We start from the raw sequence: 24,030 nt of genomic DNA on the forward strand, positions 1-24,030 counted from the left end.
GCGCCGCCTTTCGCAACCATAGTGGGCGTTGGGAGCCGTTGCCAGGCGCAGGCTCGCTCGACGAGATGGCCCAGGTGGTCGTCACGCTCCTGGAGCCGTACCTACAGCCTGATAATTATTAAATCTATTTACGGGATGTTGTACTAGTGGTCGCCGGGCTCGGACTGGGCAAGGTGGACGGTGGCAGGGACTACCCTGCCCGGGCTACCGCCTGACACACTTATTGTCCATGGGGAGTGCGATATCCGAGTGCCCATTACCACGATACCGCGATGGGCGGAGAGCCAGTCCGTCGCCGTGGTGACGATGGCGGGGGCCGATCACTTCTTCAGCAAACGACTTCTCGTACTCTCTCGTTTCGTCTGCGCGCACCTCGCATCTGTACCGTATTCAGCATCGACCTGACTTCGAATTAGAGCTCCCAAGCTTGCGCTCGGAAGATCATGGCTGTGCCGAAATCCGCAGGAATCTCCGCAGTTCATGCAAGACGTCGGGAATAGGCGTAGGCAACATATTACCTGCACCCATACAATGGAAGTACAGACTTGGGCATCATATCCGGACCGATCAATTCGGACGGCCTCGATCTGGTGCATTTCAGCACCGACAAGCTCGTGCTTGCGACCCCAATCCGACATCCCCTCGCGCAGAAGACCGAAGTATCTTTCTCCGAAACGTTGGACTACTAGCATGTCGAGCCTCCATGAAGGCAGCACGATCTACGCGTTTCTGAACGACATCGTAAAGGAGCAAAGGAAAAGGCTGCCAATACGGACTTCATGTTGTCGCCAGCGCGCATCGTGGCGATGTGTCCGCGCAGTGCAAAGCGTGCAACGGCGCCGCCTATCGTACCGATCACGTCTTCATCTAGCTATTGCCCCCCGACTCACGGTCCAACCGGAGAGCGTCGCAATGCCACTTCGGCCTACTACCAACCCACACCACCAGCATGCTTACCATCCGCCTGCCCTCGGCACTTGCACCGGTCGGTCAAAAAAGGGCGTCAGGAAGTCGATGCATTTCCGCACATCTGTAGCACAGCAACTCCCCGGAAAGCGGTCTGCGGAGAACTTTTCCTTCCATGCAGTGCATGATGCCGACGCCGTTCCCACACTCAAGATGAGCGAGGTTAGTGGTGTCTTCCTGTACTCGTTCAACGGAATCATCGAGGTCAGGCTAGAAGATACTCAACTTGTCGCTCCCCCGATCTCTGGCATTTGGCTACCACCGGCTCAGCTCCCTTTGAGCATTTGGGGACTTGCAACACGCCATTGCTTGTTCACAGTGCACTCACGCCTATGTACTGGTCTCGCCAGCGTCCCTTGCACGATTTCCGTAAGTCCATTGATGCGCGCCATCCTCGACCATTTGAGCACGGCGGACGTCACCTCCTCTCCCTCAATGGAGAATCTGCGCCTGTATCAAGTCCTACTCGACCAGCTTATTCATAGCAAGGCGACTGGCAGTTACCTCCCGTACACAACCGACCCACTGTTAGTACCTATCCTCCGACTCCTGGAAAATTCTCCTGGCGATATTCCCAAACTGCCCGCACTCGCTGAGCTGGCCAAAACGACCGAACGGACGCTAGCAAGGCGCGCGTAAAAGAATTTAGGTATGTCATTGGCCGAATGGAAACAACGTCTCCGGGTTGTCAAAGCGATACCTCTACTCAATGCTGCGCACACGGTCGAGGAGATTGCATCCCACCTTGGTTACAGCAGCGCATCGGCGTTCATGGCTATGTTCCATCGCCTGATGGGTGTGCCACCAGACGAGTTTCGGCACCGGGAGGGGCGCTGAAGCGCCTTGCGGTGAACGAAGTCCATCTTGGCCTCCTTCCGAAGGCGTTGGCAAGGGTCCATGAAGGCGCCGCTCCCCCCACGAGCCAAGTCATGTCCCGGAGGCGTGCCTACTCGGATAGGTCGTTCAACTCATAGCTGGTGCTGCGCCCACCTGCATCCGATTTGCGCAATACGCCACGTGCGAGCAGTTCAGTGATGTCGCGCAGCGCGGTGTCTGGGGAGCATTTGGCGATCGCCGCCCACTTGGAACTGGTGAGCGTCCCTTCGAAGCCATCGAGCAGTCGGTTGAGCAGTTTCACTTGCCGTTCGTTCAGTGGTCGGTCAGTTGCTGCCGTTCCCTCCGCTTTAATGCATGCCCCGATCGAGATGCGCATGGAGGTTCTCCAATGGAGTCTGTACGCCATGCTCTCCCTTCCTGCCGGATTTGCCCCCCGCCTTTGGCCACTCCCCTACCTGCCGGAGGACGACGCCGGGCACGCGGCCACGGTGGCCTGTGCTGCCAAACCCCGGTTTCAGGTTGGGTCGGGAATCCTGGCGATTAATTGCAATTTTGATGATCAAGGGATGCTCGCCAGAACAACTGTTGTTGACGATTGTCATTCGTGCGACCCAGGCTCAACATTCATTTCCCAGGTACTACAGCAGGTTCAGGGACGACCGCTGTTCCCGATAGGTCCCGGCTGCAGATGTTGGACCTCATCAACAATCAGCATGCGCGGCTCGCCCTTTCGAAGCAGCTCACGGGTCAGCTTCTTCCATTTTGAAATGGGGGCACGTCGTCAACGCTCCATCGGGGAACAGACAGGTGCAGCTACTGACCCTTCAATTGATTGGCTCGATTAATCTTGAGATGGAGAATTTGCATGATGGCATGCGTTGGTCAGAAAGGCGTAAAGGTCCCGCAACCGCCGGCTACGAGACCTTTGTCTTGGGCAAGCTCGGGCATCCCGCCAATGCAGCGTGCGCTGGGCCTGCCAAAGCGTCTTTCTATTCAGGCTTTGCCCCTGACTCGCGGATCACACGTGCCCACAAGCGTGACTGTCCGTCAATCCAGGTAGAAAACTCATCGGGTGAATTCCCGTAAGGCTCCAGGCCCTGCTGCCGCATCTTCGCTGCCACATCGGGTTGCCGGAGCGCATCGGCAATTGCCACATTCAGCTTCTGCACCACTTCGCGCGGCGTACCCGCCGGGGCAAAGACCACTTGCGCGATCCATGACTCGAAGCCTGGAAAGCCACTCTCCGCGACAGTGGGCACCTGGGGCAACTCTGGCAGGCGCTTGGGCGAAGTGACCGCGATCGGCTTCAATCGCCCGGCCTTGATGAGCTGGGCAACCGTCGCGTAGCCAGTGAAGAGCAGATCGACCTGGCCGCCTGCCGTATCGCTGATTGCCGCGCCACTGCCTTTGTACGGCACGTGCGTTAGCGGCAGATGCGTCACGCTCTTCAGCAACTCCGCTGTCAGGTGAGTGCTAGTGCCGTTTCCGCTCGATGCAATCGACAACGGCTGCGGATGGGAGCGCTGCTCTGCCACCAGTTCCGCCAGCGTATTCGCCCGTAACCGTGTTGGCGCCACCAGGAGATTGGGGAACTGCGCCAGGCTAATGACCGGTGTCAGGTCCTTGGTCGCGTAAGTGAGTTTCGCGTACAGCGCGGGCGCGATGGTAGCTACGCTGGCATCCGTCAACAGCAATGTCGTGCCGTCTGGCGCCGCCTTGGCGACAACGCCCGCGCCAAGCGTGCCACCGGCACCCGGTCGGTTCTCGATGATGACCGTGGATCTCAGCGTCTCGGCGAGCCGGGGCTGAATCAATCGGGCCAGCACGTCCGAGCCTCCGCCGGGGCCGAAGGGCACGACGATGCGAACGATGCGATCGGCACTGCCCTGGGCGTGCGCCAGGCCGAAGCCGGGGATGACAGTGGCCATTCCCATCAAGAGAATCGCGTGGACCGCCTGGCGCCGAAAACGCGAAGGGTTTTGCATGTCTGGTCTCCTGTTCGCTGGAGTCCGTCGCTCTATTCGACGCCGTCACGCTACCCTGCGCGACACATCGAATTTGATCGAACCGAGCATCCATTGTGATCATTTCGATCATTGTATGCGAACGGAGTCCGTAGAATGCCCCGGTATAAACCCTTGTTCAAGCCCCCACAGGGAAACGATCGCTCAAAGTGACTGAATCGCGCAATATCCGCACCGGCGCTCCGGAGTACAGAAGCGCCGAAGCGCTCAGGTCGGCCCGCGGCCAGGGAAGTGACCTGCCTGTCAGCCAAACAGGCGCCAGGCCAGGCGGGCCGCCACGCGTGCGCCCTGGTGGTCGCGGTCATACTGCGGGTTGTATTCCGCCAGGTCGGCCACGCGCAGCTTGCCGCTGCGGCGCGCGAGCAAGGCCACCTCCTCCACCACCGGTAACGGCACGCCATAGGCGGCAGGTGCCGACACGCCCGGCATCACGGCCGCCGGCAGTGCGTCGAGGTCGATGGTCAGGTACAAGTGGTCGGTGGCATCGATGCGCGCTGCCAGTTCCGCCAGACGCGATGGCAGGTGGCGCTCCTGCATGTCCACGTCTTCCACATAGCAAACGCCCAACGCATCGGCGCGGCTGAAAAGCGCCGGCGTATTGCTGAGGCGGCTGACGCCCAGGCAGATATAGTCGAACGGCTGCCCTCGCTCTGCGCACGCGTTGGCGATCTGATCGAACGGCGTGCCGGAGCTTGCGGGCCGGCTGGTGCGCAGGTCGAAGTGGGCGTCGATATTGATGATAAGTACGCGCCCGCCATCGTCCTGTGCATCCAGGTGCGCGCGCAGGCCTTGCCACGTGCCCCAGGCCACTTCATGGCCGCCGCCCAGCACCAGCGGAAGCCCGCCACGCGCCAGCGCGTCGCGTACGGTTTCCGCCAGCGCCCGCTGGGCCGATTCCAGGTCGCCGTCCTCGCAGCCGACATTGCCCGCGTCGTACAACGCGGGCAGTCCGTGCGCCGGCACGTTGGCCAGCGCCTGGCGGATGGCGTCCGGGCCGTGCGCGGCGCCGGGGCGGCCCTGGTTGCGCAGCACGCCGGTGTCGCAACTGAAGCCGAGCAGCACCGGCGCGCCGCTCAGGGGCGTCGGGTCTGCTGCTTCCAGCACATGTACGATGCGGAACAGGCGCGTGGTGTCGCCGCGCTCGCCGCTGTCGACACGGCCCTGCCAGGGATTCTGGGTCACAGCCATGCTCATGCCCGCGTCAGCACGGCCTGCAGGAAGCCACGCGTGCGTTCCTGCGTCGGCGCCGAAAAGATGACCGACGGCGGCCCCGCCTCAATGATGCCGCCGCCATCCATGACCACCACCACATCGGCCACTTCGCGGGCAAAGCCCATTTCATGGGTGACCACGACCATGGTCATGCCTTCGGCGGCCAGCACCTTCATCACCTGCAGCACTTCGCCGACCAGCTCGGGGTCCAGTGCTGAGGTCGGCTCGTCGAACAGCATCACGCGCGGCTCCATGGCCAGTGCGCGGGCAATGGCCACGCGCTGCTTCTGGCCGCCCGACAGGCTGGCGGGCATGGCCTGGGCCTTGTGCGCAAGACCGACTTTCTCAAGCAGGCTCATCGCCTTGCGCTCGGCTTCTTCGCGCGAGATGCCGCGCAGCATGCGGGGGCCCACCGTGACGTTGTGCAGTACCGACAGGTGCGGGAACAGATTGAACGACTGGAACACCATACCCACTTCCGTGCGCAGTTGGTTCAGTTCGTGCTCGCCGATCAGTTGGCCCTCGGTCACCAGCCGCTTGCCGACGATGTCGATGGTGCCGGCCTCAGGTTGTTCCAGGCCGTTGCAGCAACGCAGGAAGGTGCTCTTGCCCGAGCCGCTGGGGCCGATCACAACCACGACCTGCGACGGTTCCACATCGAAGTCGATGCCGCGCAAGACCGAATGGCCTCCGAATGATTTGCCCAGGTTCCGGATCCGGATGATTGCGGAATCGCTCATTGCACCATGCCTCCCATGCGCAGCCGTTTTTCTGCGCGTTGCAGGATCAGCCCGGCTGCGCTCGTCAGGATCAGATAAACCAGTGCGATCGCCAGATAGACTTCCAGCGACCGGTACGACACGCTGATGATCTTCTGGCCCTCGTGCATCAGGTCGGCAATGGTCAGCAGCGACACCAGCGCCGAGTTCTTGATCAGGGCGATGAACTCATTGCCCAGCGGTGGAATCATCCGCACGATGGCCTGCGGCAGGATCACTGCGCGCATGGCCTGGCCGGAAGACATGCCGATCGAGCGAGCCGCTTCCATCTGGCCCTTGTCCACGGATTGAATGGCGCCGCGCACGATTTCCGACACATAGGCGCCGGAATAGATGCCCAGCCCGATCACGCCGCACACAAAGGCCGGCAGCAGGATGTCGAATTGCGGCAGCCCGAAGAACAGCAGGAACAGCTGCACCAGCAGCGGCGTGCCGCGAATGAACGTCACATAGGCAGTACAGATGCCATAGATGACACGACGCTTCGGGTCCAGCCGGCCGATGCCGACCAGCAGGCCCATGATGCAACCCAGCACCAGCGCGCAGGCGGTCACCTCCACGGTGACGATGGCGCCGTGGAGGATGTCAGGCCAACCGGCAAAGACAGGAGAAAAATCCAGTTCCATGATGATGATTCGCGCGGCTTATTTGGCGGCTGCGTTGGCGGCGTTGCCGAACCACTTCTGGGTCAGCTTGGCGTAGGTTCCATCGGCCTTCACCTTGGTCAGTGCGGCATTGAGGGCGCGCGTGAGCTCGGGCGTGTCCTTACGCACGGCCATGCCGTATTCCTCGGTGGTCAACGGCTGCTCCACCATGCGCAGGCCGCCTCGGGTCTTGACGTACTGCATAGCGGCCGGCTTGCCGGTCACGGCGGCGTCGGCACGCCCGATCTCGACCAGGCTGAACATTTCCTGGTTCTTCTCGACTTCCACGCGCTGCACCTGTGGATACGTGTCGCGCAGGAAGCTGACCGACTTGGTGCCCACCTGCACGCTGACCTTCTTGCCGTTCAGATCGACCGGGGTGTGGATGGTGGTGTTGCCGCTCTTGACCAGTGCCACCAGGCCGCCGGTGTAGTACGGCTCGGTGAAGTCCACCACCTTGCTGCGCTCGGGGGTGATGTAGATGCCGGACACGGCCATGTCGAAGCGGCGCGAGACCAGCCCGGGGACCAGGCCCTTGAAGTCGATGTCGGTCCACTCAACCCGCTTGCCCATCACCTTGGCCATGGCCTCAACGAGTTCCACATCAAAGCCGGTGCGCTTGCCGTTCTCGACGAATTCCATCGGCGGGAAGGTGGCGTCGGTGGCCACACGCAGCACGGCGCTGTCCTCAGCGTGGGCGGCGACGCCGAAAGTCAGGCTGATCAGGGCCGTCAGGCCGGCCATCAGGCATTTGCGACGTAGGTTCATGGAGGTCTCCTTTTTTACTCGGTAGCGAAGCGGCGGCCGTCGTAGCGGTTTGTCGACGGCAGTGGTAATGATTTGCCTTGTGTTCAGTAAGACTGCAGCCGGGCAGAAATCCGCATTGCCGCTGCCACGGTCATGGCGATCAGAGCGGTTTCGCGCCCTTGCCGGCGTGTCGCCGGCACCATCAGCGTGATGGAACCCAGCGCATCTGCCTTGCTGCGCCGCGAGAAGAGAGGCGCGCTCACGCCCCACACGCCCGGATCCACCGCGCCCTCGCTGACGGCGTAGCCGGCCTCGCGAATGGCGGCGAGTTCAGCCAGCAGCTGCTCGGATTCGCCTGGCTCGCACAGGGCATGGACGAGACGCTCGCGCGCTTCGTCGCGCATGAACGCCAGCAGCGACTTGGCCGACGCACCGGCGCGCAGCGGCACGCCGCGCCCCTTTTCGAACGAGCAGCGCAGCGACTGGCGGCTTTCCACCATCTCCAGGCACACGGCGTGATCCTTGACGGCGACGATCAGGCCCACGCTTTCATCCGACTGCTGTGCCAATAGCCGCATGTCGGGCAAGGCTTCGCGGGCCAGGTGGGAGGCCATGTCAAAACCGAGCGCCAGTTGCAGGCTGATCGGGCCCGGCGCGTACTCGCCGTCGGACTCCAGCACAAAGCCCCAGCGCTTGAGCATTACCAGTTGCCGGTAGAGCGTGCTCTTGGGCAGGCCGGTCTTGGCGACGAGCTCCCGCACGGTGATCGGCGCGCCGTGTTGTGCGAGCGCCGCCAGCACGAACAGCACGCGATCGGCCCCGCCGGCTGGCTGCCCGGGTTCGGCGGGCGTGGAGGTCGCGGGCTTCAAGGCGCTTGGGTTATCGACGGGATTCAACATAGGTGCCAAGAATAGGACCTCGTTCCCAAAAATCAAAACCACGAGTCCCAAAAATCGGGAATGATTGACTAGGGGTAACCCTTACATCTGGAAGATCGACCGGCCACGTGCCTGAAGCGCCGCTGCGACGCGATCTGCGGAAACGGACGCTAAAGGACGGCGAGGCGTTGTAAGCACCCGGAGAACCCATCTTGATGGTCCTGGCACTCTGTCTGTCCTGCAAGAGTGAGAGTTGCGCAGACTCCTGACTTCTGATGGACAAAAAGGGCTTCCGCCTCAAGCCGGCCACATATCAATGGCGCGCGGGCAAGCGAGAACAAACGGCTTCACCGCGTAGTCGGCGCCAACCGTGACACCGGCCGGAATGCCGTGGATTATTTGGCGTCAAATGCGGCTCTTACTTCGGCAATGGTTGCGGCCTTGTCCTGCAAATGCGGATAGTGGCCAATACTCGGAAGGACGTGGAAATCCAGCCCCGCGCGATTGGCCAGCTCCTGACCCATTTCCTTTTGAATATAGATGTCCTTCTCCCCCCAGATGACGCTGACGGGAGTCTTCAGCTTGCCCAGGTTGGCTTCGAAATAGTCCTGGTCACGCGTGAAGTGAGAGTAGTAGTGATAGAACGAGTCGGCAGACGTCAGCGCGCCGTTTTGCCATCCATGGGCGATGTCTGCCTTAAATTCCGGTGTGACTTCATAGCGTAAAGACTCGGGAAGCCCACGAATAAAGGCGTTCTGCAAGATCTCGTCACGTGCGCGGTTAAAGGCGGCATGGACCGCCTCGGCCGTCGCGGGATCCTTGAGCCCCTGAAGACGCTCCTGCATGAACTGCGGCCGGTTGAACGGCGCGAAGTCGCCGACGACGATGCGCTTTGCAATGGCCGGGTCGTCGATGGCCGCCAGCAGGGCCGGCAGCGCGCCAATGTCCGTCGCGTAGATCACAAGATGCTGCGTGTCGATTCCGGCAGTGGCGATATAGTCCTTGAGCACCTTTGCGTAGTCGCTGGGGGCGTAGGCAAACTTGTCGGCGGCGGGACGAGACGACTCGCCATAGCCGGGCCAGTCGAACGCGTGAACTTCATAGTTCTGGGCCAGGGAGGACGCGATGTCTTTCCACGCGTACAGCGTCTCGGGGAATCCATGCAGGAACAGCACGGTGCCACTGGCGGCGGCATTGTGTACGACCAGGCGCCTCAGCTTGATATCGGGGTTGACCTGGACGAAGCCAATCTCCGGTATTGCGGGTTGCGGCGCCGCCGCGTGCGCGGTGCCAATGAGTAGCGTGGCAGCCAGCCCTGCCGCACCTGCGGCAGCCGCGAATCGGAGCGCGCTGCGAACTGTGGATTTCGTTGTCATGTCGTCTACCTTTTGCTCTAGGGTCTGCAAGCGCCCCAACCAAGGCGGCGGGTATCTGTTGCATATGCAGCATTGAAGGATGGATATGTATCCCGGCTGTAGCGGACAGAGGCTCTTAATGTATTGGTTCGTATCGGCCGCGCGCGCCACTACGTTGGCATACAAAAATCCCGACAGCCCGCCGCGGACGTGTGCTCAGATGCAACGCCTATCCTCAAGTTGCGCGTCACATCCGATGCTGGATTTGCACGTGCCCCTGCTCAGGGGAGTGCATTTCCGGGTCACGCTCGCCCCCTGCGTTCTTGGTGGAACCGGGCGCCGAGGCAAACGTCGCATCCACTGCCGTGCCAGTCTTCAGCATCAAGCCTTTCGCGCGGAGGAGATCGCTGACTACGGAAAACATCTTGTTGCTCAGATCGTGCGTTTCCAGAAGATGCCGGAAGCGAAGGATAGTGGTCTCATCCGGAAGCCGCACCATGCCTTCATCTAACCATCTCGCCCAGGAACTCGCGTTCGCGAGTGCGCTTGGTCGACAGTCTCCCGGACCTCGTTTAGCACCTCGGCCTCCACCTCCGGATTTGGCTCGCCATCCCTGGTAGCAATCAATGCTCTCGGCGCCAGCGGGATCAAAGGCAGGATCAGTGCGTACACTACGGTCGTCGCGATCACACAGTATGTGAAACCGTGCGTTGGGCTGCTGTTATAGATCCATGAACCCAACAGATCGCCGGCACGGGCCGAGAGCGCGAGAACGCCATCGACCAGCATCATCAAGGTTCCTTGCAAGCCTGGCGGACAGGATCGCATCGCGAGATCGAAGTATGCTGCCGTGGCTACACCGCCCATGAGTCCTATCGGTGCCGCCAATACAAGCGCGAGATTGGCTGAGTGAATGAATGCCAGCGGAATCATCTGCGGCACTGCGACGATCGTGCCCCACCACAGCAGCTTGTTCAGCGCCACTTTCTTGCACAGAAAACCATACAGCAAAAATGTCGGGATGAAGGCGGCGGCAAAAATCCCGTTGTAGTACGAGTAAACGGAATCCGCTGCATGCAGCTCATTGGTCAGATAGAACTGAAGCGGCGTGGCCGCTCCTGGCGCAAAGTTCCACAGAAAGCAGATGAGAACCGCTGGATAAACGGCCTTATGCCTCACCAGCCGCCTGGCATTCCCAACGAGATCTGCGCCCCTGGCTTGCGGCTTCTCGTAGGCATGGCCGAAGACGGAAATGGGCTTCCAGAGCCCCAATGCGGCAACCAGTAGATTGACCGCCGCCACCAGGAAGAAAGCCTCTTTCACGGCAAAATGATCGGAGACGTATACGGAAGCAAATGCTCCCGCAACGACCGGGACGGAGCCGGCCACATTCAACAGAGCGCTCAGGCGCCCGGACATGCTTTTCTCCTGGCCCACTAGCGCGATTAACCCCTGATAGGCCGCGGCGACAAATCGGGACGACAGCATTGCCAGCAGCATCCCGGCGACCAGTCCCGCGTATGAGAAACCTGCAAACGCCATCCAGATGAATGCCACCGCGGTCACCGGAGCGAAGATCAGGAAGAAGCCGCGATCCCGCAATCCCAGCGGGTTCCATAGGTCGCGCGCGAGGCCAAAAGCGAACGCAAGGTAGACTGGGATGCCCGTAACCAGCCGGAATGTCGCGATCTGCGTCGCCGTCGCATGCAACTGGTTCTTGAGTATGTACGACGTCTGTATATCAACCAGGTAACCGGCGGGCGTTGCCAAAGCGACGAACAGGGTCAGACAACCGAAATACAGCAGGGTTCGGTCGCTGCCCTCGGAACCATTACGGCCAGAAGCGGCCAGCATTTTCGTCGCTTAAGCGCAAGAGTGGAATTTCGATCTGTTCCGGATTGCCGACCAGAACTGTTTGCAGAGCTACATCTACGGACGGGTGCAGGCGAGGATCTCGCCATCAACCCGGACGACAAGTACCGGATATGGCGTGGAATCCTCACCCGCGTGCGAGCCCGCGGGTGCGCGGCAGCCGGCTTCTCCAGAACCGCCCAAGCGGCATCCTGCAAGCCTACGCTACTGTTAGYGTAGGCAAAAAATGAGATTTGATGTTCCGAGACCTGCTCCATCGAGGCGATTCCGGTCGACACTGAACGTGTCTTGTCCTCCGCTCAGGCGATTAATTGCGTTTTGCTGCGAGGGTAGGACGGCTGAGGCGCTTTCGGCGATCGGCTGGATCACGCCGATCTCGTTGTTCACCATCACCACCGAGACGATGCTATCGGGGCGCAGCACGCTGCGGGCGTGTCGAAGTCGATAAGGCCGTCGGGGCCGACCTCCAGGTAGGTCACGTCAAAGCCTTGCCGCTCCAGTTCTCGCCAGACTGTTTGCCCCGCAACAGGCCGCCCCCCTCAGGCGAGAGAATCCCATGTGTGCCCTGGACACAAGGCCCCGCTAGCTAGCCAACTTGGCAACCGCCCGATTGAACGCGCCTGGGTTGGCAATATTCATGCCGTGAGAGGCTCCGGCAATTGTCTGACGCTCAGCGCGCCCGATCCATTCTTGAAGCTTCTCGACCGTGCTACGGAACATTCGCGGACTCTTTTGCCCATCGATCAGCAACGTTCGACACTGGATTTCACGGGCGGCTTCACGTGTGTAGGCGGGCAACGGGTCAAGCAGCTGCTTCGGCAGTGTGAGCGCATTATCGAGCGCCATGCTGCGGAAGCTCTGGGAACTCTTGCTCCAGAAACCAGGCATGGTTACCGAGTCTACAAACAGATTCAGACCGGCATCGAATTCGCCTTGCTCAATCAGTTCTGCGGCCTTCGCTCGCAACGCATGGGTGGCCGGCGGCAATTTGGCGGCTTCTGCTTGCGGCGTTGCCTGCAACGGGCCGCCTGGATCAGCGAGCGTGAGCGTCTTCACCACGTGAGGGTATTCGCGCGCCAGATGAAACGCGATGCAGCCGCCACGCGAGTGGCCGACCAGATGGACCGGCCCGAGACCCAGCGCCTCGATGAACTCCGCAATTTCAGCGACGTGCGCCTCCCAACTGAAGTCGCCGCGTCCGAATGCGTTGGTTTCCGGCCAATAGTGGCCCAGGCTCGGAGCGAAGCAGTGGAAGTTCTTCGAGAGCGAAGCGAGCTGCGGGTCCCAATAGCGGTAGTCGCACAGCGACCCGTGCACGAATACCATTGGCTCGCCGCTCCCAGCTTCCACGTATGGAACGGAGGTGCCGGAGGCAGTGGAAACAAAAGAGGGTTGTGGCCAGGCGCCGGCAAGAGCCAGCGTAGTCAGGGGCGCTCGTGCATTCATGTCTAACTCCGTTTCGCAGACTTTGCTGCACCGCACCCAAAAAGAAAATCGCATAATATTGATGGAATCGTTCAGATTTTCTGATATCTCTCCACGGAAGAATAAACATGAGCACCGAGAGGAATGCCCTCGACGTCGACGTTCTCACCATGATCATCGCCGTTGCAGACACAGGCACGATCAGCCGAGCTGGCGAACTCGTGCATCGCTCGCAGTCGGCGGTGAGCATGCAGATCAAAACGCTGGAATTGGCCCTTGGCAAAGCGCTCTTCGTACGCAAGCCGCGCAGCGTGATTCCGACGCAGGACGGAGAGGTGCTTCTGGCGTACGCGCGCCGGATCATTGCACTACGCGATGAGGCGTGGGCCGCGGTCGTGCGACCGGACGTCACTGGCCGCGTGGTGATCGGCGTACCTGACGATTACGCGTCGTCGCTGTTCCCACCGATTCTCAAGAAGTTCTCGGCCAGCTATCCCAAGGTCGAAATCCAGGTGATCGGGCTGCCCAGCGTCGCGCTAGCGCCGATGCTGCGAGACGGCACAGTGGATCTCGTCTGCGCGACGCGTGTCAAAGGGCTGACCGGCGAGTTCTTGCGGCATGAACCGATGGTGTGGGCAGCCGCCCCGGGCTCCACTGAAATCTGGCGAGAGCGGCCGCTACCCATTGCTGTGTTTCTGCCTGGAAGCGTCGCACGCGAGAAGGCGATTCGGAGCCTTGAGCGCGAAAAGATTGCGTATCGAACATCATATGAGAGCCCGAGTCTGCTGGGCCTGCTAACCATGGCCCGAGCCGGTCTCGCCATCACCCCACTGGCGCGGTGTGCAGTGCCGCCTGACTTTACGCTGCTCGGGCCAGCGCAGGGTCTGCCTGAGATTGGCACGCTCGAGATCGTACTTGCGCGGAGTGTCACGTCGAACCGGCCACCCTGCGATTTTCTCGCGGAACGCATAGTCGCCGAGCTACACGCATAAGCCGCGCTGCGATGGCATTCGCCCGACTGCCAAATGGACGACGTGGAGGATTAGCGTTCTTCGCCCATCGTCGCGGCGTTAAGCGGCATGGCAGATACCGTGGTCATGCCGTTTTGGCGTCAGTCGTCGGCCGTAAATCCAGAGGCATCGACAATGGGCTTCCATTGCGCCCGTTGTGCAAGGATCGTCTTGTGGGCTTCCGCGCCAGGCTGACCTGCCATCTCCATGCCAAGAGCCGCCATCTTCGCGCGCACCTCAGGATCCTTCACAGCATCCAGCAGTGCCTTCTCAAGACGCGCAACAGTCGCGGCAGGGGTGCCCGCAGGGACGAACGCGGAATACCAGCCCGATGCCATATCGAAGCCCGGTATGCCGGCTTCGCGCAGCGTCGGTACACCGGGAAGCAAGGTTGAGCGCTTAGTGCCTGTCACGCCGAGAAAGCGGATCTTTCCCGCTCGATGCAGCTCCATCTGGCCCCCTATCGCATCGACGCCTATAGGCAGCGTGCCCCCGATCTCGTCCGTCAACATCATCGCCGCGCCACGGTAGGCCGTTGGTGTCAGCGGCACATCAATGGCCTTGCGCAGCGTGAGCACGCCGAAGTGCACGGTGCCACCCAGTGTGACCAGCCCGAACCCGGTGGAGGTCGGATTGCGCTTCACCCATGCGATATATTCCGACATCGTCTTGTAAGGCTGGTTGACGCTGGCCGAAGCGACCAGGGGCACGTCCGCCAGATAAGCAACAGGCACCAGATCCTTGTCGGGATCGTACGGCAGCCGCTTGTAGGTCAATGGGAAGATAGTGAACGGTGGCGCGGGCGAGATAAGGATGGTTTTCCCATCCGGCGCGGACCGCTTCACCGATTCGAGCGCGAGCCGGGTTGAAGCCCCGGGCCGGTTCTCGACCAGAATGGTTTCGCCAAGTGAGACGCGCAGCTTCTCCGCGAGGGTGCGCGCGAAAACGTCCAGTGCGCCGCCCGCTGCAAAGCCAACGACGATGCGGGTGGGAGTGTCGGCGCCGGCGGCAACGGCCGTGGCCGGTACGCTCGCCGCGGCAACGGCGGCGATGAAGGCGGCGGCCAGCTTGCGTAAGAAGAAGCGATTGTGCATGTCTGAGTCCTCAGTTTTCGTGCCGGCTTACGCCGCGGCCAGGTCCAGCGTGGTGTCCGGTTCCAGCGGATAAATCGGCCGCCGGAGGTTCTTGAATGGAAACAGGCTGTAGTCCGAACTGCACACCCCCGGTCCGGCTACCAACACGACATGCCGGGCAATCGGACCGAACCCCGCGCGGAAATGCTGGCGCGACTTGATCAGGATGTACTTTTTGCGCGCCAGGTCGATGCCTGCATGCGTGAACACGCCGGTGTCGAATGGCTCCTGCGGCTTCTCGCAGACCATCACCAGCACACCGTCCACGTCGAGTACGGCCACACGGCCAAGACTGAGCCGCACGCCGGTAAACATCGGTCCGGTCACCTGGTAGTTGCCATCGGTAATGCACTTCACCCGCCCGGTCAGCATCAGGGGCTGGCCTTTGAGTTGCAACGCGGGCATGTCGGTCCGCCCGCCCACCGCGAGCGTAATCTGCTGGCCGACGCCAGCCTCGATCATCCGCGCCACCGCGGCCGGATCCCAGAACGGGCCGGCCACGACATCGTCGAGGCCCTGGCGCATCACTTCGGCCAGCACGCTCATCTGGTCGGTAGGGCCGCCGGCGCCGCAGTTGTCGCCATGGTCCACCAGTACCACGGGGCCGCCGTCGAGCGTCTTGGCGCGCGCTACCGACTCCGCCATCGGCTCGACCGGGAAGACAAAATCGGCGCGGCGTGCCCAGGCCATTGCCGTCAGTTCGTCCAGCAACTGGCGCGCGGCATGCTCGCGCCCGGCATCTGCCACGATCACCACGGTCAGGCCAACGTGCGGGATATCGGCGAGCGGAAATCCGCCAAACACCGAGGCATTGAGCACTTCGCCATCGCGCTCCGCCGCCATGGCGCGGTCCATGATGTCTTTCATGGGCTGGTCCTGCGGGGTCTGCCGCAGCATATGCGTGAGCATCGGCAAGGTGCGCGACAGGATGACCGGCGTGGCCTCGCCGCGCAGCGCGGCCATCAGCGTGCGCGCGGCACGCGTGCCGGTGTCGTACACGTCGACGTGGGGATAGGTGCAGTAGCCGGCGATGGCCGTTGCATTGCCCACCAGCGCTTCGCTGAAGTTGGCGTGGAAATCCAGCGCCACAGCAATGGGCACGTCCGGCGCCACGGCACGGATGCGCCTGAGCAGTTCGCCCTCGGCATCGGGATAGCCCTGCGCCACCATCGCGCCGTGCAGGTCGAGCATGACGGCGTCGCATCCTTCGCGCACCGCCGCCACGATGGATGCCGTCATCGATTCAAACGCCTCGGCGGTCACGATGCCGCTTGGCACCGCGTTGGCCAGCAGCGGCATGACGAACTCGTCGCCCTGGCTGCGCACCATGTCGATAAAGGCCGCGGCGGCATTGTTGGTGCCTTCGCAGGCCCGGATGGCTGCCTCGCCGGAGGTCGGCCCATCCACGCCGGTGCCGCGGCAGAATGACGAGAGCGGCGTCGCGATCGGCGAGAACGTATTGGTTTCATGCCGCATCAGGGCAATGACAAAGCGCATCTTCTTATCCTTGGTGTGCATGGCTTCAGTTCGCATCCAGGTTGACTGCCTTGGCGATCGCGCCATAGCGGGCGGACTCGGCCTGGAGAAATTTACGGGCCTGCGCGGGCGGGGTCAGCACGGGTTCGTAAGCGAGCGACTGCAGGCGTGCGAGGAAGTCAGGCTCTTCCACGCTGCTATTCACTTCCTTGTACAGCCGCTCGATGATTGGCTGGGGCGTACCTGTCCGCACCACCAGCGCCAGATTGGCGCTCACCAACAGCCCATCCGGGCTATCGGCCTTTTGCGTCTCGAGCTTCGGGAACTGGGCGACGGCGTGGCTCTGCAGGGTTGCCAGGGGCTTGACCTTGCCGTCGGTGACGTAGGCCACCGAAGAGCCGATCACGTCGACGTGCGCGTCGGTCTGGCCGCCGATGAGATCTGCCATTGCCGGCGGCGACCCGCGATAGGGGACGATGGCAAAGTCCAGGCCATTGCGCTGCTTCCAGTTGGCCAGCGCCAAGTGGGCCGCACCGGCCACGGTATTGATGCTGATCGAGACCTTCCCGGGGTTGCCTTGGATATAGGCTTTCAAGTCCGCCAGGTTCCGTTCCTTGCGGTCGGAGCGGGCAACGATCCAGTGCGGCACCGTGGTCAGAATGGTGACGGGCGTGAGCTCGGTATCGGGGTTGTAGCGCAGGCCCTTGATGACGTGCGGGTTGATGTTGAGCGAGCCATCGCTGGCGAGCAGCAGGGTATAGCCTTCCGGCTTGTCCTTCAGAGCTGACATAACGCCGGGCACGGTGGCGCCGCCCGCGATGTTCTCGACCACGACCGGCTGCCCCAGCCTCTTCTCCAGCTTCCGGGACAGCGTTCGCGCGATGATGTCGTAGGACCCGCCTGCAGGGAACGGCACAACCAGTCGCAGTGGACGCTCCGGCCAGGCTGCACCGGCTGCAAAACTTGCGGTGGCAAGGCTGAAGCCGAATATGGCCGCCCTGGCTGCTGCACTAAATATGCTCATGTACTCGTCTCCTGACCTTGGGTCTTGTGCTTCCCGGTGTCGCATAAACGGCAGCGCTGCATGGCCAGCCAGTACGGGAAGGGGCGTGCTCATGGGGCAGCCCGGGACCACTATAGAGAAGTCCATCATCAACCAAAAGCGAATTAAACTTGAGAGTTGTTGAGCATTTGGTTAATACTAGATCCTTGTAGTTCGCCCCCCGTGAGTTTGCCCAATGCCGTCCGCCGTCCATCCCGTTCATGCCCTCCTCGCCCGCCTCAAGTTCCGGCATCTGCGCGTCATCCTTGCACTCGACGAACTGCAAAGTGCCGCCGAAGTGGCGGCACGCTTCCATATCAGCCCGGCAGCGGTGTCGAAGACATTGGCGGAAGTGGAGGCCATCGTCGGCATGCCCTTGTTCGAGCGCGGACGCCGCGGCATGCGAGCCACCGAGATCGGCCAGGAGATGATCGAGGGCGCGGCATTGGTAACGGCGCAGCTGAGCCGCCTGGCCGAGTCCCTGCAAGCGGTGCGCGAGGGCACGCGGGGTCAGATGAGCATGGCCTACCGGACCACATCGGTCCAGCCCCTCCTGGCGCAGTTGATCTGCGCGTTCCATGAAGGCAATCCGGGGGTCGACATCAGCGTGATCGATGGCGGGATCATCGAGCTCATCAACCAGGTCGACGAGGGCGAACTCGATCTGTTGTTTGCCTACGAAGATCCGCGCCTTGAGCGCAAGGATCTGCTCTACGCGCCCATCATTCCGGGACAGAAACTGGTCATCGTGGCCAGCATGACGCATCCACTGCTGCGGCAGCGTCACATCACCGCGCAGGATCTGGTCGATCAGCAATGGTGCATCCCCGCTCAGGGGGCACGCATGCTGCATCACCTGCACACCGCTTTCCGCGCCCTGGAGATGCCGCCACCGCAGCGCGGCATCCGAACCAGCGACGTAACCATGACGGTCAATCTACTGCAGGCCGCGCACTTCCTGGCTGTGTATCCCGAGCGCATCGCCGCCCAGTTGGCGGCGGCGAATATGGCCCGTGTGCTTCCGTTCAAGCTGGCAAGCCAGGTAGAGCCGGTTGTCATGGTGTGGAACTGCGCACTGGCGCCGCGGGCTCCTGCACGGGCCTTTCGTGACTTCATCCTGCGTCACGCCGCGGCGATGCCAGCGGATCCTTCAGCGTGGCTGGCAAATGTGGGAGCAATGAAGCCTGCGTAACGACCCCGCTTTCGTTCACCAACCAACGCGTCGTCAAGGCGGCGCAACCCGTCGCGATCAACGCAACGCAAGACATCCCGGTACGGAAGGGGAAGCGCGCTGAGCGCCAAGGACTTCGACGATCTGTCCCCGCTGTCGCCGCGCCTGGCTCGCGAGGCTCGCTTCTGCATGAGCGATGCCTTCGAGATCCTGGCCGGTATGCAACGTGCTCGTGAAACCAACCCGGGTGACCTAATCGGGCAACGCAGAAGCGACCAGATCGGGTGGACCAGCAAGACGTGAGGCTTGTCCGCGTCCCAACGGGACCACGCGAACACGATTCAGCGCGTACGGCAAGGGCGAACGACGCAGGCCTGCTTCAATCGTCCCACGCCTTACATGGCTGGACTCGTTGCGCCAGAACATTGGCGTAGAAAACCTGCGACTGGCTTTCAGCTAACGCGCATTCGTTGGATATCCCGCAAAGGGGGAGCACCGAAAAGCCGGGCATATTCCCGGCTGAACTGTGATGCGCTTTCATACCCGACGCGCAGACTTGCCGTTCCCGCGTCGAGGTTCTGGCTCAGCATCAATTGACGTGCTTCCTGGAGGCGCAGCTGTTTCTGGTACTGCAGCGGGCTGGTCCCCGTAATCGCGCGAAAGTGCTGCCGGAATGTCGACGGGCTCATGTGTGCATTGGCAGCGAGTTCCTCCACCTGGAACGATTGTGCAAAATTCAGCTTGAGCCAGGCCACTGCCCCGGCAATCTGCTCACTTGGCGAGCCGGTGGCCGCGAACTTTCGAAGCAGCGGCCCATTGGCCCCCGCCAGCAGGCGAATGGCGATTTCCTGCTGAATCAATGCGGCGACGTGAGGTATGAGTTCCGGCTCGTCGAGCAGGCGTACGAGCCGGATCAATGCGTCCAGGACGGGCGGCTCAAGGTCACTGACGGAAATTGCGAGATTCGGACTCTGCTTCCGAGGTTTGATCCCTTCCATATCTGCGGCCAGTTCCATGACGATGCGCGGGTCAAGCGCCAGCATCAGGCCAAGGAACGGCTTGGCCGGCGTCGCGACCGTGACGTTCGACACAACAGGCACGTCGATCGTCGTCAGCAGGGATTGTCCGGCGGCGTAGTTGAACACCTCGTTGCCAAGCATGACCTGCTTGCCACCCTGAGCGACCACCCCTAACCCAAACCCGTAGATGCATGGCATCGGGGCTGCGCTGGCGCTCCTGCGGTGAAGCGTCAGGCCCGAAACGCCGGTGAAGTGGTCGCCGTCATTTTGGGCAATTCGACYGATTGCCTCGGCGAGGGTGTCGATGGCCGCAGCCTTGCCAGGATTTCCAGTCTTTTCACGCGCGTTCATGCTCCTGCTCCGCCCTCTTTTTGCTGCGTGAAGTCTATCACCGGGCCGAAGCCAGAACGGGCGTGACGGGCATGCAATCGTCGGATTGGGCAATAATGGGGGCGGAATTGGCAAACAGTTTTCGGGCACCTTCCCGCAAACTGGGCCCCATCGCCACTTTCCATGGGCTTGCCAGATGTCCTCCCTCTTTTCCCCCTACTCATTGAGGGGCGTCACCCTTCGAAATCGTATCGTCGTCTCTCCCATGTGCCAGTACATGGCCGAGAACGGGCAACTTAGCGACTGGCATCAGAGCCACTACGCTATGCTGGCGCGCGGTGGCGCCGGGCTCGTCATCGTTGAAGCGACCGCCGTGTCGCCCGAGGGACGTATTACGCCCGGCGACGTGGGTCTCTGGAGTGACTCGCACATTGCGGGCCTTGCCGCTGTGGCGAAGGCCATCAGGGCCGCCGGCGCCGTCGCGGGCATCCAGATCGGTCACGCCGGTCGCAAGGCCGGCTGCACGCCCCCTTGGGACGGCGGTGCCCCACTGGACAGGAACGATCGGCGCGCGTGGCAGCCGGTGGCGCCGAGCGCGCTGCCGTTCATGCCCGCAAACCCACATATGCCGCGCGAATTGAGCCTGGATGAAATCCGGCGCACGCAACAGCATTTCGTGGATGCCGCCGCTCGTGCCCTGCAAGCGGGATTCCAGTGGCTCGAGCTTCATTTTGCCCATGGCTTCCTCGCACAGAATTTCCTGTCCGCTCTCACCAATGCGAGGGACGACCAGTACGGCGGCTGCCTTGAAAATCGCGCTCGCTTCCTGATCGAGACGGTCGCCGCAGTGAGAGAGGTATGGCCGAATAGCCTGCCGCTGACGGCACGCCTGGGTGTCGTGGAATTCAACGGCCGGGAAGACGAGACACTCGCGGAGTCCGTTCAGGTCCTGAAATGGCTGAAGGATGCCGGCCTGGATCTCGTCGACGTCGGACTGGCACTGTCCACCGCGGACGAACAAGTCCCATGGGGACCCAACTTCCTCGTTCCCTACGCGCGACGGATTCGCGCGCAAACCGGGCTGCCGGTTGCGACCAGCTGGCAGATCACGAGTGCGTCGGCGGCAGACGCCCTGATTCGCGAGGGGCAGCTCGACCTTGCGCTGTTCGGCCGTACATTGCTGGCGAATCCGCACTGGCCGTTCCAGGCGGCGCGGGACCTCAAGGTCGAGCAGGCAGCGTCGGTGCTGCCAACGCCGTACGCCTTCTGGCTGCAGAGCTGGGCGGGCTGAGGCCAGGCGATTCGCGGCACTCGTACCCTGACCACCACCTACGGAGAACCCTCCCCGATGAGCACCCTCAACGTTAACGGCCGTAAGCATACGATCGATGTCGATCCCGGCACGCCCATTCTCTGGGCGCTGCGCGACTCCCTTGGCATGACCGGCACCAAGTTCGGCTGCGGCGCTGCCCTATGCGGCGCCTGCACCGTGCATCTGGACGGCCAGGCCATTCGCTCGTGCGTCACTCCGGTCTCTGCTGCCGAGGGCAAGACCATCGTCACCATCGAAGCTGCGACCGATGGCAGCGACCGGGTCGGAACCGTAGTTTATGCGGCCTGGGTCAAACACGACGTGGCGCAATGCGGTTACTGCCAAAGCGGCCAGGTCATGAGCGCTACTGCCTTCCTCAAATCCCTGCCTCGCGGCAAGCAACCCAGCGCTGCCGAGATCGACGCCGCCATGGCGGGAAACATCTGCCGCTGTGGTACCTATCCCCGCATTCGCGCCGCAGTGGCCGATGCCGCCAAGGCCCTTGCCTGAAGGATCCGCCATGTTTCCCAGTCTCGATCACGGCGAAATGCCGCGCAATCTACAGCGGCTGCTGGCGCGGAGCCAGAGCGACGAACCCACCATGCTGCCGCGCCGCAGCTTCCTGAAGCTGGCCGGCTCCCTCGGCCTGGTGCTTGGTGCATTTCCGCATCTGGCCATCGCACAGGCCGTCAATGCCGGTGGTGCTGCGAGCGCCCTGAAGCCGACGCAGCAGCCATTGGCGTTTGTGCAGATCGCTCCCAGCGGCGAGGTCACCGTGACCGTCAACCGGCTGGAGTTCGGCCAAGGCGTGCAGACTGCCTTGCCGATGATCCTGGCCGAGGAGCTCGACGCGGACTGGAGCCTGGTGCGCAGCCGGCACGGCTCGAACGACGCTGCCTACGTCGACCCGCTGTTCGGCATTCATCTCACCGGCGGTTCGCATTCGGTCAAGAACAGCTTCACGCAGTACCGCGAGCTTGGTGCCCGTGCCCGCGCGATGCTGCTGTCGGCGGCGGCGGCGCGCTGGAACGTGGACGTGGCCACGCTGCGCACCCGCGCAGGTTTGGTGCTGGATCCGGGTGGCCGTACGCTGACCTACGGCGAACTGGCCGAAGCCGCCATGGCGTTGCCGGTGCCGGAGAAGGTCACGCTGAAGGACCCGAAGGACTTTCGTATCATAGGCACGCCCACCACGCGCATCGATGCGCGTGCCAAGAGCAGCGGGCGCCAGGACTTCGGCATCGACACACGCCTGCCCGGTCAGCTCACGGCCGTGGTGGCACATCCCCCTGTGTTTGGCGCGCGACTGACCGCGGTAGACGACACCGCCGCACGAGCCATCAATGGTGTCAAGGCCGTGCTGCGCGTGCCGGGGGACCGTGGTGGCGAAGGCGTGGCCGTGCTCGCCGACGGCTACTGGGCGGCCAGGCAAGGGCGCGACGCGCTGAAGCTTCAATGGAACACGAGCGCGGTCGAAAAGGCTGACAGCGAACGGTTGCTGGCCCAGTACCGCGAGTTGGCGGCGCAGCCCGGCCGGCGTCAGTTCGACGCGGACATGACGCCGCTGGCCACCGCGCCGCGCCAGCTGGACGCGGAATTCGTGTTCCCCTACCTGGCGCACGCGCCGATGGAACCACTGAACTGCACCGTCCAGCTGTCCGACGAGCGCGCCGAACTGTGGGTCGGCTCCCAGTGCCCTGGACTGGACGGTGCCGCTGCCGCGCGCGCACTTGGCCTCAAGCCCGAGCAATTGAAGATCCATGTACAGATGGCGGGCGGCGGCTTTGGCCGGCGCTTCGCGAGCACGAGCGACTACGTGGTCGAGGCCTGTGCGATCGCCAAGGCTGCGCGCACCGCCGGCATGAAGGCACCGATTCGCATGCTATGGAGCCGCGAGGACGACATCAAGGGCGGGTATTACCGCCCGATGCACCTGCATCGCGCGCGCATCGGCTTYGACCAGCAAGGCAAGGTGCTGGCCTGGGATCATGTCATCGTTGGCCAGTCCATTACCTCGGGCACGGTGTTCGGGGAATTCCAGGTCAAGAACGGCATCGACGCCACGGCCACGGAGGGCATGCGCGATCCCTACCCGCTACCGATGCGCCTGACCGTGCATCACCCCACGCCCAACGTGCCGGTGCTATGGTGGCGCAGTGTCGGTTCCACCCACACTGCTTACGTCATGGAGACACTGCTCGACGAGATTGCGCGCGCCACCAAGCAAGACCCGGTGGCTTACCGCATGCGCCTGTTCGGCGACAAGCATCCGCGCCATCGCGCGGCGTTGCAACTGGCGGTGGACAAGAGCGGCTACGGCAAGAAGAAGCTACCCGCCGGCCGCGCCTGGGGGGTCGCGGTGCACGAGTCATTCGATTCCGTGGTGGCCTATGTCGTAGAGGCCTCCGTTAAGGAGGGTCGCCCCCAACTGCATCGCGTCACAGCCGGCGTGCATTGCAATCTGGTGGTGAATCCTCGCACCGTGGAAGCACAGGTGCAGGGCGCGGCAGTCATGGGGCTGTCGATGTGCCTGGCGGGCTCGGCCATCACGCTGAAGGACGGTGTCGTCGAGCAAAGCAACTTTGGCGACTTCACAGTGGCGCGCATTACCGATGCCCCCGCATTCGACGTCCACATCGTGCCCAGTGCGGATCCACCGACGGGCATGGGCGAGCCTGGCCTGCCGCCGTTGGCGCCGGCGTTTGCCAACGCCATTGCCCGCCTCACCGGCAAGCCGCTGCGCCAGCTTCCCTTCAACCTGTCCTGATTGCCCACCGACGACAGGCCCCGCCTGCTGC

Annotated in this window: 21 protein-coding genes and 3 pseudogenes; 7 read left to right on the forward strand and 17 right to left on the reverse strand. The window is 62.6% G+C overall.

The window, feature by feature from the left end:
• Positions 1 to 518 precede the first annotated feature (518 nt).
• Both AC1DK4_RS35425 and AC1DK4_RS35430 read left to right on the forward strand, forming a co-directional pair.
• Positions 519 to 689: a LysR substrate-binding domain-containing protein gene (locus AC1DK4_RS35425; protein ID WP_441623472.1), complete on the forward strand. Its 171-nt coding sequence runs from the start codon at positions 519 to 521 to the stop codon at positions 687 to 689.
• A 928-nt stretch (positions 690 to 1,617) separates the two neighbouring features.
• The gene (locus tag AC1DK4_RS35430; RefSeq protein ID WP_441623430.1) at positions 1,618 to 1,803 is read left to right on the forward strand and encodes a helix-turn-helix domain-containing protein; all 186 of its coding nucleotides are present in this window, start codon (positions 1,618 to 1,620) and stop codon (positions 1,801 to 1,803) included.
• 109 nt (positions 1,804 to 1,912) lie between these two features.
• Here AC1DK4_RS35430 and AC1DK4_RS35435 read toward each other — a convergent pair.
• From AC1DK4_RS35435 to AC1DK4_RS35495, 13 genes and pseudogenes are all read right to left on the reverse strand, one after another.
• Positions 1,913 to 2,122 (reverse strand): annotated as a pseudogene (locus AC1DK4_RS35435) (DUF4172 domain-containing protein); the annotation flags it as partial.
• A 330-nt stretch (positions 2,123 to 2,452) separates the two neighbouring features.
• Positions 2,453 to 2,572 carry a hypothetical protein gene (locus tag AC1DK4_RS35440; RefSeq protein ID WP_441623473.1) on the reverse strand — a complete coding sequence of 40 codons (120 nt, stop codon included), beginning with the start codon at positions 2,570 to 2,572 and terminating at the stop codon, positions 2,453 to 2,455.
• Between the two features lie 220 nt (positions 2,573 to 2,792).
• Positions 2,793 to 3,788: a Bug family tripartite tricarboxylate transporter substrate binding protein gene (locus AC1DK4_RS35445; RefSeq protein ID WP_441623432.1), complete on the reverse strand. Its 996-nt coding sequence runs from the start codon at positions 3,786 to 3,788 to the stop codon at positions 2,793 to 2,795.
• 282 nt (positions 3,789 to 4,070) lie between these two features.
• The gene (hutG, locus tag AC1DK4_RS35450; RefSeq protein ID WP_441623433.1) at positions 4,071 to 5,021 is read right to left on the reverse strand and encodes a formimidoylglutamase; all 951 of its coding nucleotides are present in this window, start codon (positions 5,019 to 5,021) and stop codon (positions 4,071 to 4,073) included.
• A complete protein-coding gene (locus AC1DK4_RS35455) occupies positions 5,018 to 5,779 on the reverse strand; it encodes an amino acid ABC transporter ATP-binding protein (RefSeq protein WP_441623435.1) in 762 nt (253 codons plus the stop codon). The genes hutG and AC1DK4_RS35455 overlap by 4 nt, the downstream gene beginning before the upstream one ends.
• Positions 5,776 to 6,444: an amino acid ABC transporter permease gene (locus tag AC1DK4_RS35460; protein ID WP_441623437.1), complete on the reverse strand. Its 669-nt coding sequence runs from the start codon at positions 6,442 to 6,444 to the stop codon at positions 5,776 to 5,778. Before AC1DK4_RS35460 ends, AC1DK4_RS35455 begins: the two co-directional genes overlap by 4 nt.
• Before the next feature lie 18 nt (positions 6,445 to 6,462).
• Positions 6,463 to 7,230 carry a transporter substrate-binding domain-containing protein gene (locus tag AC1DK4_RS35465; RefSeq protein WP_441623439.1) on the reverse strand — a complete coding sequence of 256 codons (768 nt, stop codon included), beginning with the start codon at positions 7,228 to 7,230 and terminating at the stop codon, positions 6,463 to 6,465.
• Between the two features lie 83 nt (positions 7,231 to 7,313).
• A complete protein-coding gene (locus tag AC1DK4_RS35470) occupies positions 7,314 to 8,108 on the reverse strand; it encodes an IclR family transcriptional regulator (protein ID WP_441623475.1) in 795 nt (264 codons plus the stop codon).
• A 374-nt stretch (positions 8,109 to 8,482) separates the two neighbouring features.
• Positions 8,483 to 9,463 carry an alpha/beta fold hydrolase gene (locus AC1DK4_RS35475; RefSeq protein WP_441623441.1) on the reverse strand — a complete coding sequence of 327 codons (981 nt, stop codon included), beginning with the start codon at positions 9,461 to 9,463 and terminating at the stop codon, positions 8,483 to 8,485.
• 253 nt (positions 9,464 to 9,716) lie between these two features.
• Positions 9,717 to 9,953, reverse strand: a pseudogene (locus AC1DK4_RS35480) (IS5/IS1182 family transposase); the annotation flags it as partial.
• Positions 9,950 to 11,296 (reverse strand): MFS transporter, encoded by a 1,347-nt coding sequence (locus tag AC1DK4_RS35485; RefSeq protein WP_441623443.1) that lies wholly within the window; start codon positions 11,294 to 11,296, stop codon positions 9,950 to 9,952. The pseudogene AC1DK4_RS35480 and the gene AC1DK4_RS35485, both read right to left, overlap by 4 nt.
• Positions 11,297 to 11,668: 372 nt before the next feature.
• Positions 11,669 to 11,820: pseudogene (locus tag AC1DK4_RS35490) on the reverse strand (aminotransferase class V-fold PLP-dependent enzyme); the annotation flags it as partial.
• Positions 11,821 to 11,896: 76 nt separating this feature from the next.
• Positions 11,897 to 12,760, reverse strand: coding sequence for an alpha/beta fold hydrolase (locus AC1DK4_RS35495; protein ID WP_441623444.1), 864 nt, complete (start codon positions 12,758 to 12,760; stop codon positions 11,897 to 11,899).
• Between the two features lie 107 nt (positions 12,761 to 12,867).
• Between AC1DK4_RS35495 and AC1DK4_RS35500 the strand changes: the two genes are divergently transcribed.
• Complete coding sequence (locus AC1DK4_RS35500; protein ID WP_441623446.1) at positions 12,868 to 13,731, forward strand: LysR substrate-binding domain-containing protein; 864 nt, start codon at positions 12,868 to 12,870, stop codon at positions 13,729 to 13,731.
• Positions 13,732 to 13,850: 119 nt separating this feature from the next.
• On the opposite strand, the gene AC1DK4_RS35505 is transcribed toward AC1DK4_RS35500, so the two are convergent.
• Genes AC1DK4_RS35505 through AC1DK4_RS35515 form a run of 3 tightly spaced genes read right to left on the reverse strand, consistent with a single transcriptional unit; the run spans position 13,851 to position 17,382 of the window.
• Positions 13,851 to 14,843: a tripartite tricarboxylate transporter substrate-binding protein gene (locus AC1DK4_RS35505; protein ID WP_441623447.1), complete on the reverse strand. Its 993-nt coding sequence runs from the start codon at positions 14,841 to 14,843 to the stop codon at positions 13,851 to 13,853.
• Between the two features lie 27 nt (positions 14,844 to 14,870).
• Positions 14,871 to 16,379 (reverse strand): M81 family metallopeptidase, encoded by a 1,509-nt coding sequence (locus AC1DK4_RS35510; RefSeq protein ID WP_441623477.1) that lies wholly within the window; start codon positions 16,377 to 16,379, stop codon positions 14,871 to 14,873.
• 25 nt (positions 16,380 to 16,404) lie between these two features.
• Positions 16,405 to 17,382, reverse strand: a complete 978-nt coding sequence (locus AC1DK4_RS35515) for a Bug family tripartite tricarboxylate transporter substrate binding protein (RefSeq protein WP_441623449.1) — start codon at positions 17,380 to 17,382, stop codon at positions 16,405 to 16,407.
• Between the two features lie 214 nt (positions 17,383 to 17,596).
• Between AC1DK4_RS35515 and AC1DK4_RS35520 the strand changes: the two genes are divergently transcribed.
• Entirely contained in the window at positions 17,597 to 18,592 is a 996-nt protein-coding gene (locus AC1DK4_RS35520) for a LysR family transcriptional regulator (RefSeq protein WP_441623451.1), read from the forward strand.
• A 431-nt stretch (positions 18,593 to 19,023) separates the two neighbouring features.
• Here the strand turns inward: AC1DK4_RS35520 and AC1DK4_RS35525 are convergent, their stop codons facing one another.
• Positions 19,024 to 19,941 carry an AraC family transcriptional regulator gene (locus tag AC1DK4_RS35525; protein WP_477132100.1) on the reverse strand — a complete coding sequence of 306 codons (918 nt, stop codon included), beginning with the start codon at positions 19,939 to 19,941 and terminating at the stop codon, positions 19,024 to 19,026.
• Between the two features lie 175 nt (positions 19,942 to 20,116).
• Here AC1DK4_RS35525 and AC1DK4_RS35530 point away from each other — a divergent pair, with 175 nt between their 5' ends.
• The 3 genes from AC1DK4_RS35530 to AC1DK4_RS35540 are packed head-to-tail and all read left to right on the forward strand — an operon-like array spanning position 20,117 to position 23,999.
• Positions 20,117 to 21,211 (forward strand): NADH:flavin oxidoreductase/NADH oxidase, encoded by a 1,095-nt coding sequence (locus AC1DK4_RS35530; protein WP_441623455.1) that lies wholly within the window; start codon positions 20,117 to 20,119, stop codon positions 21,209 to 21,211.
• Positions 21,212 to 21,268: 57 nt separating this feature from the next.
• The gene (locus AC1DK4_RS35535) at positions 21,269 to 21,742 is read left to right on the forward strand and encodes a (2Fe-2S)-binding protein (RefSeq protein ID WP_441623457.1); all 474 of its coding nucleotides are present in this window, start codon (positions 21,269 to 21,271) and stop codon (positions 21,740 to 21,742) included.
• A 10-nt stretch (positions 21,743 to 21,752) separates the two neighbouring features.
• On the forward strand, positions 21,753 to 23,999 hold the full coding sequence (locus AC1DK4_RS35540) for a xanthine dehydrogenase family protein molybdopterin-binding subunit (protein WP_441643613.1): 2,247 nt from the start codon (positions 21,753 to 21,755) through the stop codon (positions 23,997 to 23,999).
• Positions 24,000 to 24,030: the final 31 nt, after the last annotated feature.

Source organism: Cupriavidus sp. 05N38 (assembly GCF_056397345.1).